The 14,289-nt window shown below is 61.8% G+C and carries 13 protein-coding genes; 9 read left to right on the forward strand and 4 right to left on the reverse strand.

Features of this window, described 5'->3' with window-relative positions; all coding sequences use genetic code 11:
- The first annotated feature begins 172 nt into the window (after positions 1-172).
- Both QA642_RS21835 and QA642_RS21840 read left to right on the forward strand, forming a co-directional pair.
- Positions 173-538 (forward strand): response regulator, encoded by a 366-nt coding sequence (locus tag QA642_RS21835; RefSeq protein WP_008566616.1) that lies wholly within the window; start codon positions 173-175, stop codon positions 536-538.
- A gap of 14 nt (positions 539-552) precedes the next feature.
- Positions 553-1,926, forward strand: coding sequence for a PleD family two-component system response regulator (locus QA642_RS21840; RefSeq protein WP_283086448.1), 1,374 nt, complete (start codon positions 553-555; stop codon positions 1,924-1,926).
- 326 nt (positions 1,927-2,252) lie between these two features.
- Here QA642_RS21840 and QA642_RS21845 read toward each other — a convergent pair whose 3' ends face one another.
- The gene (locus QA642_RS21845; protein ID WP_349253861.1) at positions 2,253-2,858 is read right to left on the reverse strand and encodes a TetR/AcrR family transcriptional regulator; all 606 of its coding nucleotides are present in this window, start codon (positions 2,856-2,858) and stop codon (positions 2,253-2,255) included.
- 130 nt (positions 2,859-2,988) lie between these two features.
- Here QA642_RS21845 and QA642_RS21850 point away from each other — a divergent pair, with 130 nt between their 5' ends.
- The 6 genes from QA642_RS21850 to QA642_RS21875 all read left to right on the forward strand — a co-directional run bounded on the left by QA642_RS21850 (position 2,989) and on the right by QA642_RS21875 (position 9,309).
- Complete coding sequence (locus tag QA642_RS21850) at positions 2,989-4,227, forward strand: MFS transporter (RefSeq protein ID WP_283086450.1); 1,239 nt, start codon at positions 2,989-2,991, stop codon at positions 4,225-4,227.
- Positions 4,228-4,679: 452 nt separating this feature from the next.
- Complete coding sequence (locus QA642_RS21855) at positions 4,680-6,038, forward strand: ABC transporter substrate-binding protein (RefSeq protein ID WP_283086451.1); 1,359 nt, start codon at positions 4,680-4,682, stop codon at positions 6,036-6,038.
- A gap of 16 nt (positions 6,039-6,054) precedes the next feature.
- Positions 6,055-6,915: a branched-chain amino acid ABC transporter permease gene (locus tag QA642_RS21860; protein ID WP_283086452.1), complete on the forward strand. Its 861-nt coding sequence runs from the start codon at positions 6,055-6,057 to the stop codon at positions 6,913-6,915.
- Entirely contained in the window at positions 6,912-7,868 is a 957-nt protein-coding gene (locus QA642_RS21865; RefSeq protein WP_283086453.1) for a branched-chain amino acid ABC transporter permease, read from the forward strand. Before QA642_RS21860 ends, QA642_RS21865 begins: the two co-directional genes overlap by 4 nt.
- On the forward strand, positions 7,865-8,590 hold the full coding sequence (locus QA642_RS21870) for an ABC transporter ATP-binding protein (protein ID WP_283086454.1): 726 nt from the start codon (positions 7,865-7,867) through the stop codon (positions 8,588-8,590). The genes QA642_RS21865 and QA642_RS21870 overlap by 4 nt, the downstream gene beginning before the upstream one ends.
- Positions 8,587-9,309: an ABC transporter ATP-binding protein gene (locus tag QA642_RS21875; protein WP_283086455.1), complete on the forward strand. Its 723-nt coding sequence runs from the start codon at positions 8,587-8,589 to the stop codon at positions 9,307-9,309. Before QA642_RS21870 ends, QA642_RS21875 begins: the two co-directional genes overlap by 4 nt.
- Before the next feature lie 34 nt (positions 9,310-9,343).
- Here QA642_RS21875 and QA642_RS21880 read toward each other — a convergent pair whose 3' ends face one another.
- The 3 genes from QA642_RS21880 to QA642_RS21890 form a co-directional block, all read right to left on the reverse strand.
- A complete protein-coding gene (locus QA642_RS21880; protein WP_283086456.1) occupies positions 9,344-10,957 on the reverse strand; it encodes a glycosyl hydrolase family 17 protein in 1,614 nt (537 codons plus the stop codon).
- Positions 10,958-11,222: 265 nt separating this feature from the next.
- Entirely contained in the window at positions 11,223-12,053 is an 831-nt protein-coding gene (locus QA642_RS21885) for a phosphotransferase (protein WP_283086457.1), read from the reverse strand.
- A gap of 2 nt (positions 12,054-12,055) precedes the next feature.
- Positions 12,056-12,295: a DUF1127 domain-containing protein gene (locus QA642_RS21890; protein WP_283086458.1), complete on the reverse strand. Its 240-nt coding sequence runs from the start codon at positions 12,293-12,295 to the stop codon at positions 12,056-12,058.
- A gap of 204 nt (positions 12,296-12,499) precedes the next feature.
- Between QA642_RS21890 and QA642_RS21895 the strand changes: the two genes are divergently transcribed.
- Positions 12,500-14,053, forward strand: a complete 1,554-nt coding sequence (locus tag QA642_RS21895; RefSeq protein ID WP_283086459.1) for a winged helix-turn-helix domain-containing tetratricopeptide repeat protein — start codon at positions 12,500-12,502, stop codon at positions 14,051-14,053.
- Positions 14,054-14,289: the final 236 nt, after the last annotated feature.

Genomic DNA, 14,289 nt, shown 5'->3' on the forward strand with positions numbered 1-14,289 from the left:
GTCTTGCCGGCCCGCGACAAGCAACTGGAAACCACATCGCAGAAAGTGGGCCCTCGGGTTTAACGAAACTAGAGCGAATCTGGGGCTAGTTTGAATCCAGTTTTCGAAGCGCCGGGAAGAGGCGCCTGAGGCGTTACATGTATCGGTCTTTCGGACCAAACAGGAGGGCGGGATGGCTAAGACCGTCCTGATCGTGGAAGACAACGAGCTCAACATGAAGCTCTTCCGCGACCTGTTGGAGGCGCACGGCTATCAGACCTCCGGCACCAGCAACGGCTACGAGGCGCTCGACCTCGTGCGCAAGATGCGGCCCGACCTCGTGCTGATGGATATCCAATTGCCGCAGGTCTCCGGCCTCGAGGTGACGCGCTGGATCAAGGACGATCCGGAGCTGCGTGCCATTCCCGTCGTCGCGGTCACGGCGTTCGCGATGAAGGGCGACGAAGAGCGCATCCGCGAGGGCGGCTGCGAGGCCTATTTGTCCAAGCCGATCTCGGTCGGCAAATTCATTGAGACGGTCCGGCGTTTTATCGGATAGGAAGTGAGTTCACAGTGTCCGCGCGTATCCTGGTTGTCGATGACGTTCCTGCCAACGTCAAGCTGCTGGAGGCCCGACTCTCGGCCGAATATTTCGACGTGATGACTGCCTCGAACGGCACGGAGGCCCTGGCGATCTGCCGGAGAGCCGAATGCGACATCATCCTGCTCGACGTCATGATGCCTGATATGGATGGCTTCGAAGTCTGCCGCCGCCTCAAGACCGATCCGGCCACGCACCACATCCCCGTCGTGATGGTCACCGCACTCGACAGCCCCGCCGACCGCAACCGCGGCTTGGAGGCCGGCGCCGACGATTTCCTCACAAAGCCCGTCTCCGACGTCGTGCTGATCGCGCGCGTGCGCTCGCTGACGCGGCTGAAGATGATGACCGATGAGCTGCGCATGCGCGCCATCACCTCGCTCGAGATCGGCATGCAGGCGCCCGAGCGCAGCGCCGTCGCCGACACCGGCAAGGGCGGCCGCATCCTTCTGGTCGACGACCGCCAGTCCTCCTATGAGCGGCTGGCGACGACCCTCGCTGCCGAGCACACCATCGACGTCGAGCCGAATCCGACGGAGGCGCTGTTCCACGCCGCCGAGGGCAATTACGACCTCCTGATCGTCTCGCTCGACCTCAACAATTTCGATGGCCTCAGGCTGTGCAGCCAGGCGCGCTCGCTGGAGCGCACGCGCCACGTGCCGATCCTCGCCATTGCCGACCCCGAGAACTCGACGCGGCTGCTCCGCGGCCTCGAGATCGGCGTCAACGATTATCTGCTGCGTCCGATCGACAAGACCGAGCTCCTGGCGCGCGCCCGCACCCAGATCCGCCGCCGGCGCTACACCGATCATCTGCGCGACAACGTGCAGAACTCGATCGAGATGGCGATCACCGACGCGCTCACCGGCCTGCACAATCGCCGCTACATGGAGAGCCATCTGGCGACGCTCGCCGAGCAGGCCTCGATGCGCGGCAAGCCGCTCGCGCTGATGATCCTCGACATCGATTACTTCAAATCCATCAACGACAATTACGGCCATGATGCCGGCGACGACGTCCTGCGCGAATTTGCCGTGCGCGTGCGCAAATCGATCCGCGGCATTGATCTCGCCTGCCGCTATGGCGGCGAGGAGTTCGTCATCGTGATGCCGGAGACCGATCTGCACGTCGCCGGCATGGTCGCCGAGCGCCTGCGCCGCTCGATTGCGGGGGAGCCGTTCGCCGTCCACAAGGGCACCAAGCGCATCGAGGTCACGATCTCGATTGGCCTCACCACGCTGGAGCAGAAGGGCGAGGCGGTCGCCGACGTCCTCAAGCGCGCCGACACCGCGCTCTATCGCGCCAAGCACGACGGCCGCAATCGCGTGGTGTCGCAGGCGGCGTGAGGCTGCCTGCGCATAAAAATGCGAAAACAACCCCATGCACAGTAGCCGGCGCTAGCCGGATCAAGGACTTGCGCGGATCGCGGAATGATCGGCGCCGGTTGCACCGCAATTTGACACGTCGGGCAAAACAGGGGCATGTTGGTAGGGTCGAGCGACGCGTGAATAGTTGCTGTCGCCACATCCTCAGCTGTCGTCCCCGCGCAGGCGGGGACCCATAACCCCAGGGAGGGGTTATAGCGCGAGCTGGTAACTCCGAGTCTTCGCCAAACGTCTTCCTGTGGTTATGGGTCCCGGATCTGCGCTTCGCTTGTCCGGGACGACAGCTGTTATTGTGGCGGGGGCTTGCCTCGCTTCACCGCCTTGGCATCCCCACCCACATCAACCCCCGCGTTCCGCAGCAACACCTTCGCCGCCTCCTTCGCGGCGCGTGCCATCGCGGGGTCGTCGCGGACGAGGTCCTGCGCGATGGAGCCATCGACCAGCAGCACGAGCTGCGTCGCCAGCGCATCCGCATCCGCAACACCGAGCTCGGTCAAGCGATCACGAAACCAGATCCGGCGGCTTTCCTTGAAGGCGATCGCGATCTTCTTCACCGCGCGATCCGCAGGCCCAAGCTCCGCCACCGCATTCACGAACGGGCAGCCGCGAAAATCCTTCGCCGCAAACCGCCGCTCCAGCGAATCGAAGGTGGCGAGGATCTGCTCGGCCGGCGGCTTGTCGGAGGGGCGCTGAGCCACAAAGCGGCGCTCGAGATAGGCCGCGATCAGCGCGTCCTTGGACGGGAAATGGTTGTAGAGCGTGCGCTTGCTGATGCCGACCTCGGCCGCGATGGTGTCGACGCCGATGGCGCGAATGCCTTGCAGATAGAACAGCTTGTCGGCGGTCTGAAGGATCCGCTCTTTCATCGTCTGTGGAGGGGGCAGGGGAGCCATGCGGCGTCGGGTGTCCTGTTCGCTTGACAGCAACGGCCTTCTATAGCCTAAGTACACAGGTCTGTGTAACCAAAATCAACTGATATTGCAGACGGCGGCGGTTGCGCTGCGCCCAGATGGGAGAACAAAAATGCCCCTGTTGCAGGTCCTGCGTCCGACATTGCCCATCCTGATCGGCGCCTCGATCATGCTGACGCTGAGCATGGGGCTGCGGCAGAGCCTGGGCATCTTCATGCAGCCGCTGACGCACGACATCCACATCTCGATCTCGGATTTCACGCTGGCGCTCGCCGTGCAGAATCTCGCCTGGGGCTTCCTCCAGCCGCTCGCCGGCGCGATGACGGTGCGCTACGGCTTCCGGCCCATCATGATCGTTGGCGCGCTGATGTACATCGTCGGCCTCGCGCTGATGGCAATCGCGAACGGCCCCGTCAGCATCATGATCGGCGCCGGTGTGCTGATCGGCACCTCGCTCGCCTGCACCGCCGCGGCGATCGCGATGTCGGTGGCGGCGCGCGCGGTGCCCGAAACGGTGCGCTCCACCGTGCTCGGCATCGTCTCCGGCGCGGGCTCGCTCGGCGCCTTGCTGTCGGCGCCGATCGGCCAGATGCTCAACGAGGGCTTTGGCTGGCGCATCGGGCTTGCCGGCTTCGTCGTCATGTCGGTGCTGATGATCCCCGCGGCATGGTATGCCGGCCGCGTCGACGCCATCCCGCTGCCGAAGCCGGCCGCCGACGACATCGGTGATGCCACGGCCGCGTCGGTGACGAAGGCGGCGTTCGGAAATGCTCCCTTCGTGGTGATGACCTGCGCCTATCTCGTGTGTGGCATGCAACTCGTCTTCCTCACCACGCATCTGCCGTCCTATCTCGCCATCTGCGGCCTCGATCCGATGCTCAGCGCGCAGACGCTCGGCATGATCGGCGGCTTCAACGTGCTGGGCTCGCTGTTCTTCGGCTGGGCCGGCCAGCGCTGGAACAAGCTGGCGCTGCTCGGCGGCATCTACATCCTGCGCTCGCTCGCGCTTGCCTGGTATTTCATGCTGCCGGCGACGTCGTTCTCGACGCTGCTGTTCGGCGCGATCATGGGCTTCCTCTGGATGGGCGTCGGCCCGCTGGTCGCGGGCGCCGTCGCCGAGATGTTCGGCCTGCGCTGGCAGGCGATGATCCAGGGCCTCGCCTTCATGAGCCACCAGATCGGCAGCTTCCTCGGCGCTTACGGGGGAGGGCTGCTCTACGACGCGCTCGGCTCCTACACCATGGCCTGGCGCATCGGCGTGGCGCTCGGTCTTGCAGGCGGCATCATCCAGGTCGCCTTCGCGCTGATCCGGCCGTCGCAGCCGCCGGCACCGGTGCTGCGGACGGCGTAGGCGCGGGTGGGCTCATGTAGGTCCGCTCACGCGAGTGGAGCCGAAAAGCAAGGCGCGGTCTGACCGGTCGCTCGCGATCCCGGAGCGATCGGCGATCGTGATTGCGATGACTTTCCCTGCAAGTTGCGCTCGGACGCGCTTCGCATGAAGCGCAGATCACATTGCATGACACGTAAGAGGCGTTGACACACAAAACACCCGACGCGACGTGAACCTGTGCTCCAACTTCTAGACGAAAATTGATGGAGGCTCACACCATACAATTTCAAATCACGTGTCATCAGCAAAGGAGTAGCCCATGTTTGTTCAGCGACACCTGCTTTCATGTTCCGTCAGTGTCTTCGCTGCGCCACAACAGACGTGGCATATGGACACGCCGGTCGATCATTGATGTTTGGCGGTGGGCTTCCACTCGCAAAGTGTTAGGGTCCGGGCATCGGATTATGCGTGCCTTGGCAGGCGCTGCGACGCCGGGCTCTGCTGCGTCGCAACAGAAGACTCCGGCAAAGTGTAGAGCCCGCTGCGGCACACATTCGCACAATCGTGTCCGGAATACCGAAGGGAGAAGAAAGAGGGAGGGAGGGATGTCGAAAAACGTCCAATCGCAGGTCAAGGGATTGAACCGGCGGACCCTTTTTGCAGGCACTGTATCGCTGTTGGCGATGCCGAGTGTTTTGCACTCGGCGCACGCGGCGACGCCAGTGATCAACGTCGGCGTCATTATGCCGCTATCGGGAGCGAACGCTCAGTTCGGAATCAACTCGCGCAATGGAATCGAACTTGTCGCTGACGAGATCAATGCGGCGGGCGGAATTAAGGAGCTCGGCGGCGCAAAGATCAATCTTATAGTCGCAGATTCCACGTCGACGCCCACGACGGCGGGCACCGTCGCACAAAGATTGATCACGCAAAACGATGTCGTTGCCATTCTCGGCGCGTTCGCCTCGTCGCTGACCATCGCGATCTCGGAAGTTACCGAGCGGCAGGACGTTCCGTTACTGACCATGTCGTTCGCCGATCAGATCACTGGCCGCGGCTACAAGAATATTTTCCAGGTGGTTGCGAAAGCATCCGTCATCGGCAAGGCACAGCTCGACTACACTGCGGCGATCGCGCAGGCCGCCGGCGCCAAGATCGACAAGATCGCCATCATGTACGAAGACACGGCTTACGGCACCGCGCAAGCCGGTGGTCTGCGCGCCGGCGCCAAGGCAGCGAACATCGAGATCGTAATGGACGATGCCTATCCGCTCGGCATCACCGACGCGACGCCGCTGATCAACAAGCTGCGCACGTCCGGCGCCCAGGCAGTCTTCCCGGTGTCGTATCTGAACGACAGCCTTCTGATCATCCGGACCATGCGGCAGCAGCGCATCACCATTCCCGCTGTCGGTGGCGCGGCCGGCTATGTGATTCCGGATTTTGAGAAGGGGCTCGGCGAGTTCGCGGAAAACGTGCTGTCAATCGCGCCGGCCAATTACGATCTCGCGCCGGGTCTGACTGAACGCTTCCGCAAGCGCTTCGGCTATTTCATGGTGCATGAGGCGCTTGAGCATGCGGTTTGCCTCGAGGTGTTGGTGCAGGCGATCGAAAAGGCGAAGTCGGCGAAAGCCCAGGATGTCGTGGCAACACTCCATGGCGCGAAATTCACACACGGCTGGACCAGAGCCATGCCCGGCGGCACTGTCGAGTTCGATCAGACCGGGCTGAATACGCTGTCGGTCCCCCTGATGGTGCAATGGCGCAACAAGGAACTCGTCACGGTCTGGCCAAAGGACATCGCGAAGAGCGAGGCGAAATGGCAATCCTAGACCGCTGACGTACGCTGTGTCCGTCCTCCAGGCCATTCTCGACGGACTGTTGGTCGGCGGCGTTTACGCGGTAATTTCGATTGGCCTCACGCTAGTGTACGGCGTGATGGGCATAGTTAACTTTGCACAGGGTGAATTCCTGACCATCGGAATGTTCGTCGCCTGGTTTGCTTGGGCTTTTCTGGGGCTCGACCCCGTTCTGGCGGCGCCGCTGTCGTTTGGGGTTGCTTTTGCCATCGGCTGGATTGTGCAAGGGCAGCTGATCGCGCGGGTCCTCAAGGCACCGTCCGTCGCGCAAATCTTTCTCACCGTCGGGATCTTGATTGTGATCGAAAACGGATCGCTACTGCTCTTCGGCTCGCAGTTCCGCTCGGTCACGACGGTCTATCAGACTATGTCGCTACGGTTGGGGCCGCTCTTCATCAGCGTTCCCTACCTGATCGCCTTCGCAATGTCGCTTGCTTGCGGCACTGCGCTGTGGTGGTTCATGCAATCGAGCTGGTTCGGGCGAGCGATGCGCGCGACCGCGCAGAACCCGGTGGCCGCGCAATTGGTAGGGATCGATACGGCGCGGATGTACAAGATTGCCTACGCGCTCGGGGTCGGACTCACCGCGTTCGGGGGGGCTATCATCCTTCCCTACGTGACGGTATTTCCAAGCGTTGGCGGCCAGTTCGTCGTACTGATGTTCACCGTAGTCGTGCTCGGGGGGTTGGGCAGCGTCGCGGGCGCGGTCGCGGGCGGATTGGCCGTAGGCGTGATCCAATCGCTGTCGTCGTTGGTCTTTCCGATCCAACTGCAGAACCTCGTCTTGTTTATTGTATTCATTCTCGTGCTCGCGATCCGTCCGCAAGGACTCGTGGGGGCAAGCCGGTGAAGCGCTGGATCGTCATTGCGATCGTCATCGCGATCTCATCACTGCTGCCACTGGCCCTTGATGCGCGCGGCTACTGGATTCGCGTTCTTGCCTTAACGCTGCTGTTCGCCGCCATGGCACAGGCGTGGAATATCGTCGGCGGCCTCGCCAACCAGCTGTCGCTGGGGCACGCTGCTTTCTTCGGAATCGGCGCGTACACCTCCACCATATTGCTAGTGAAGTTCGGCATCACGCCGTGGCTCGGCATGCTAGCCGGCGGTGCGCTCGGCGCGCTCGCGGCGCTCGCGATAGCGATTCCGACGATGCCGCTGCGGGGACACTATTTCGCCCTGGCGACGCTTGCGTTTAGCGAGGTGATGCGCGTGATCGCGAATGTGTGGACGTCACTGACAGGCGGGCCCGGTGGCCTCTCGGTGCCGTTCTTGCCGCCGAGCTTGAGCGCCTATTCGTTCAAGCTGCTGAGGCCTCACGCCTACATCGCACTGATCGCCTTGATCGTGGTCACCCTGATCTTCGAGATAATCCGTCGTAGCGCGATGGGATATCGACTGCGTGCGATCAAGGAGGATTCGGCCGCCGCCGAGGTCATCGGCATCAACACGACCAAGGTGAAGATGCAAGCCGCGGTGCTATCGGGCGCGCTGATGGCGATGCTCGGAACACTCTATGCGCAGATCGCGGTGTTTTTTGATCCTGATACGGTCTTCGGAGTGGCGTCGATTTCGATCCGAGTCGCCTTGATCACCATTATCGGCGGCGTCGGCACCGCGATTGGACCAATTCTTGGCGCCTTCTTCATCATTCCGCTAGAGGAGGTGATGAACGAACTGCTGTCATCGCGCGCGGCCGGCCTGTCGCAACTTGTCTTCGGCATTATCCTGATCGCCGTAATCCTGTGGCGGCCGCGCGGTTTCGTCACCGTTATCAAGCCAACTGGGAGGGCTTCGCTATGACGATCCTCGATGTGCGCGGTATCTCGCGGCGATTCGGCGGGCTACAGGCGCTGTCTGAAGTGACATTTTCCGTGCCAAAGGGGCAGATCGTCGGCCTGATCGGACCGAACGGTGCTGGCAAGACGACGTTGTTCAGCACGTTGGTGGGGCTGATCCGGCCCGACAGCGGCACTGTGATCCTCGATGGCGAAAGCCTTATCGGGCTGAAGCCGCATCGCATTGCCGCGCGCGGCATGACCAAAACGTTCCAGAACCTCGCATTGTTCGCCGAAAGCACAGTTCTAGACAACGTGCTAACCGCTGCCCTGCTACGCCACAACGTCCAGGCGGCGCGACGCGAAGCTCTGATATGCCTCGATCGGGTGGGCTTGAGGGCTGCTTCACACAAGCAGGCGGGCACTTTATCGTTCCCAGAGCGGGCCCGGGTCGAGCTGGCGCGCGCGCTGTGCACCGGTCCCAAAGTACTGCTGCTCGATGAAGTGATGGCAGCGCTCAATCCAGTGGAGATGAGGGAGATCATGCAGCTCATTCGGTCGCTGCGGGACGAGGGCATCACGCCGTTGTTGGTTGAACATCATATGCGCGCCATCATGGCTGTGTGCGACCGGATCCTGGTGTTTAATTTCGGCCGGCTTCTCGCCGACGGCACGCCGGAGCAGATTGCGGCGGACCCGCATGTTATCGACGCCTATCTCGGACGCTCGCTCGAGACCCGGCGATGACCTCCACAGCACCGCTGCTCGAGATCGAAGGGCTGCGGGCCAGTTACGGCGAGGCCGAGGTGCTGCATGGCATCGACCTGTCCATGCTGACGGGCGAGTTCGTTTGCATCATGGGCGCCAACACCGCCGGCAAGAGCACAATTCTGCGCTCGATCTCCGGGCAGGTTCCGCACGTCGGCGGAACGCTACGATTCGATGGCACCGACCTGGCGGCCCGCGCAGCGCACGATATCCCTTCACTCGGCATTGCGCACGTTCCAGAGGGCCGTCAGATATTCCCGGACATGACAGTCGAGGAGAATCTCCTGCTTGGGGCCTTTACGTTGCGCACGGTCGGTGACCTGCCGGAACGCATGGACGACGTGCTGGTGTTGTTCCCGCGCCTGCGCGAGCGGCGCCAACAACTGGCCGGAACATTGTCGGGCGGCGAACAGCAGATGGTAGCGGTCGGACGCGCCCTGATGCTGCGGCCGAAGCTTCTGCTGCTTGACGAGCCTAGCCACGGTCTCGCCCCGAAGGTGGTGGAGGAAATGCACCAAGCGTTTGTGGCCATTCACGGCCGTGGCACGAGTATTCTTCTCGTCGAGCAGAATGTCGCTCTGGCGCTCGACGTCGCGACCCGTGGCTATGTGCTGGAAAGCGGCCGGATCGTGCTGCAAGGATCGGCGGCCGAACTCAATGCCAATCCCGCGGTGCGTACCGCCTATCTCGGACTATAAGGGAAGGGCATCGCTCCGCGCTGACCAGGTTTTCTCAAGCGCGCGCGCGCCACAGCGTAACTGCAAGCAGGATATAGGCAGCACAAGTCCACAGCGACTGCCAATTATCCGGCCCTTCGCTAAGCGCTGCATAGATGGCCGCCACCAAGAATACGCCGGCAAATATCGCTTCCGCCATGGGGCGGCTTCCTTTCTTGGGGCGATTGAGCAGAGTCATAGCCGCAAAAGGGACCGCCGCCATAGTGAGGGCCGCAAAAGGAAAATCCTTCTCGCGCGGGTCAAATATAAAGCCCAGCGCGGTCTGCGTGCCGATCACGATGGTGACGATCAAGATCAATCCGTGCAAGATCGCTAGCCCGGATGGGGTCCGGAAGTCCTCCGGACCCAGCAATTCCAGAAATGTAGGCGGTGCGCGCCCGGAGATCAGGGCATTAGCGCCAAATAGCGGCGAGGCAGTTGCCGCCACCAGAAGTGCGCCCCACAGAAGCCAGCTGCCCGCGTCGTAGCTTTCATAGAACATCTTTTGAGCGGCCACCCCAAACAGGGCTCCGGCGGTGGTTGCCGATATTCCGACCGCAAACCATGAGACGAGCCGAGGCTGCGAGGGCTTCCGGCGCGAGGTCAACCACGCAGTGCCGAACACCAGGATCGCCAGCGCCATTCCGCTGCTCATTTGCAGTTTCCAGAGCGGATAATTGCTGACGGGGATGCCGGGCGGATATTTCAACGTGCGCTGCGCGGAATCGAATAAGCCCCACGATCCGCCGACGGTGCCCTCGAACTCATGCTTCCACAATTCATCATACGCCTCGAACAGGTTGACGCGGAAATTCTCGCGCCGGGCAAGATCGAGGATCTCCGAGATCACCCGCGCCTGATTGGTGCGCGACGGTAGCGCCGAGTCGCGCATCCGCCCTTCGCTCGGCCAACCTGTTTCTCCGATCAGGATTTCCTTGCCCGGAAACGCCAACGCCACCTGCTTTCGGACGGCGTCGACGTGAGCAGCGGCAGATTTCGCAGGGACCGGGACATTTTCCCAATATGGCAGGATATGAATGGTGACGAAATCGACGGCGTCATCGAGTTCCCGATAGCGCAGCCAGTATTCCCAGACGTCGGAATAGGTGACGGGGACCGGCACCTGTGCCTTGACCGAGCGGATCAAGGCAGCAAGGTCGGAAGGCGTCATCTTCCGATGCAACAAAACCTCGTTGCCAACCACGAGTGCGGTGATGGTTTCGGGATATTGCTGGGCGAGGCGTATGCCCGTGGATATCTGCTTCGCGTTCTTCTGTCGGTCCCTATCGAGCCAAATTCCCTGAATGACTTTCAGGCCTACCTTGGACGCGAGTTCGGGGATCTGATCGAGGCCAAGATCAGTCGCATAGGTACGGATACAGTCGGTTATTTTGGCAAGCTGCGCGAGATCTTCCGCGATCTGGTCTCGCGGCACTGGCGTCGGCGACTCTGACGTTTGGTTGTTGCGGAAGGGCGCGTAGGATATGCATTGCAGTTTGGCATTCGGATCGATCGGTGCGCGCGCCAAGTTGATCGGTATGGCCAGCCACCACCACACCGCGGCGATCGCACCCAGGGATATGATGAGAAGCGCCAGAGGCGTGCGAAGCGAGATAGTTCGACCCTCCAACGTAGAGATCGTCGGTCAACCGGCATGCTGTTGTGACCCGACGACAAACAGAAATCATCGTCCGCCGCTACCTACTTGACCTGTGAAAGCTGCCGCCAGATCGTCCGTGCCGCAAGTCAATATCCAGCGATGGCCACGAGATTGTCTCACTCCGAGTTCTTCGCATTATGCCCAAAAGAGACATCGGAGCGAAACCAACCGACGGCACCTTGGACGGCTACCAATTACCGCCGGACCCCAGCATCATCGACTGCGGTTGCAGATATCAACCAGTACCGTCGTGCGGGCGCAGGGCCGCTTCGGCGCGCTGCATCATCCGCCGCCATCGCTCGCTTGTCGGCCCGCCCATAAGCAGGAAGTAGCGGACGATCGCGACCGGCAGCCAGGTCTCCATCGCTTGCCTCAGCGCCGCTACCGGCTTGCCGGACAGCCGCGCGTATTCGGACAGCGCGGCCGCATTGACCGCAAGCGGTCGCTGCGGATTGTCGGTGACGTCGAGGGCAAACTCGGTCAGGCTGATGTGAGTGAACCCATGATCGAGGGCCGCGGGTGCGCGGATCGAATAGGTCCAGTCGATCAGCCGCGGACCGTCCGCGGTCATGATCACATTGTCGGGATGGATGTCGCCATGGCACAGCCCGTCGCCCGGTTGCTGCAGGCGGTCGATCAGCGCGAGAATGCCGGAGGCGATGTGCTTGGGCACGATGTCGCCCGAGAGCCTGAAGGCGTTGTCCATCCATGTGCGCAAATTGAAGGCCTCCAACGGCGGCGACATTCTGTGCACGGACAGGCCGAGCGACGCCAGGATCGCACCCGCCTCAGCGAACGTCACGGCGCCACTGCGCGTGGCCTGCAGCAATGTCGGTCCGTCGAGGCGGCCGAGCACGATGCCGAAGCGTCCGTCGAGCGTCACATCGCCCAACACCTCCGGCGCGGGCACGCCGGCGGTGAAGACTGCCTGTATCATCCGCGCCTCTTGCTGGCCGACCCGCGGCGGGAAGCCTTGCCTGAACAGTTTTACGACCTGACCTGGCGCCCAGGCGTGGATGTCCGCCGTGCCGCCCTGGTTGATCTTCTCCCCGAGGGATCCCCGCATCTTCATTCGCCGGATAGGGCGCCCCGCGCATCGCAACCTCGATGCGAGGCGAGGTAGTCGATTTCGCCGCGCGCAATACCGATATCCATCAGCTCCCTGTCACCCAGGTCGGACAAATCGGCCAGTAGTCTCCGGCGTTTGCGCCACTCCTGAAATGCATCCCAATATGGTTCGAGAGGGCTGTAGACCTGCCGCCTTGCGGTTACCACTCCCAGCTCAGTGGTCTCGCGTATCGTGCTCATGGGGGGTGTGTCCCGTCTGGACTGTCAGGTTATTGTTTGAGCATGATCGTTTCGGAAAACCGCTGCGCACTTTTCCGGACCATGCTCTAGGCAGAAGTTGCCGCAAGATGCGCGGGCGCGCTTAACTGGCGGGTTACATTTCTCTTACCGGCGGCATATTCTTCATGCGCTGGTACAGAGGCGACCCCGAGAAGGAACGGCAGCTTGCGCTATCTTTTCGAGGAATACGCATTCGACACCGACCGGCGCGAGCTGCATCGGGGGACCGATACGGTGTCGATCACACCGCAGGTTTTTGACCTGCTCGATTACCTGATCCGCAACAGGGAGCGGGTTGTCAGCAAGGACGAGCTCATCAAAGCCATTTGGAATGGGCGCAGCGTATCTGACGCGGCGCTGACAACCCGCCTGAATGCCGTCCGGGGCGCAATCGGCGATTCCGGCGAGGAACAACGCTTCGTCAAGACACTGCCGCGCAAGGGCTTCCGCTTCGTCGGACAGGTGCGGGAGGCGCGAGAAGTCGCGACCCCAAATCCGGGCGATGCGCCCGAGAGTGCTCCTGCGCTTCCCGACCGCCCCTCAATCGCCGTGCTGCCATTCACGAACATGTCTGGCGATCCCGAGCAGGAATACTTCGCGGACGGGATGGTTGAGGAAATCACGACCGCGCTGTCGCGGTTCCGATGGTTGTTCGTGATCGCTCGCAATTCGAGTTTCACCTTCAAGGGCAAAGCCGTCGATCTCAAGGAGGTCGGGCGCAGGCTTGGTGTGCGCTATGTCCTTCAGGGAGCGGTGCGCAAGGCGTCTGGGAAAGTTCGCATCACGTCCCAGTTGATTGAAGCGGCCACGGGCGCGCACATTTGGGCGGATAGGTTCGAGCGTGACATGACAGATATTTTCGCGTTGCAGGACGAAGTCACGCTCGCCGTTGTCTCAGCTATTCAGCCGAAGTTGTTTCAAGCAGAAATTGCACTGGCGACGCGGCGGCGACCGGAAGACCTCACCGCGTATGATCTTTATCTCCAGGCTGTACAGCAAGCCGACCGATCGTCCCGCGAAAGTTTGGTCGAGGCACTCCGACTGGTCCAGCGCGCCCTGGAGCTTGACCCGGGGTTTGCGGCTGCGGCAGCTTTGGCAGGTGCCTGTCATATGGAAAACGTTCTTAGGAGCTACGCGACTGACCCACAATTCGAACGCAAGGAAGCCGTTCGGCTTATGCGCCTGGCACTGAGCCTCGACGATCATGACCCAAACACGTTAGCAACGGCTGCATTAATCACCGCTTTGTTGGTCGGCGATTTTGAAACTGAAATTGAGCTGGCCGATCGAGCGGTCGCGCTCAACTCAAATTCATCTCACACATGGAACTGCAGAAGCTGGGTCTACAAGATTGCGGGGCAGCCGGAGGAAGCGATCCGGAGCTTTGAACGCGCCATGCGAATGAGCCCGGTGGACCCGCAACAATTCACAGCGTTAACCGGGATGGGGTATGCCTTTATTGAGCTTCGTCGCTTTGACGAGGCCATTGTTGCAGGAAAGAAAGCCCTGCGTCAGAATCCGTCCTATCCAGGACCATATCGCTGTCTCGCCTCCGCTTTCGCCCATCTCGGGCGTGACGCTGAGGCCCGTGAGGCGGCGGCCGGTATGCTTGAGGTCGATCCCGCTTTTACAATATCGGCGTGGATCGCTCGGAGCCGGCTACCAATAAATGCGAAGCTGATGATTGAGGGTTTTCGCAAAGCGGGGTTGCCCGAGTAGGGGCGGACAGCGCCGGGAAGCCCCGCTTGTAAACCTGCTGCGACATCGGCCACATCCGCTCGTTCGCCGTCACTAAGGCGCGAGCGGACATCAACAATTCGTGTGCCATGACGACACGCCTCGCGCCGGCTTTCCGCCGGACGTTCCTTCGAAAAATCGCGGGCTGCGGTCTAAGGTCACATGCGAATGGACGATGACTGTCGTCGTCCCCTCAGTCCATCTTTCGGGCGGCTCGG

This window comes from Bradyrhizobium sp. CB2312 (genome assembly GCF_029714425.1).
Lineage (GTDB): Bacteria > Pseudomonadota > Alphaproteobacteria > Rhizobiales > Xanthobacteraceae > Bradyrhizobium.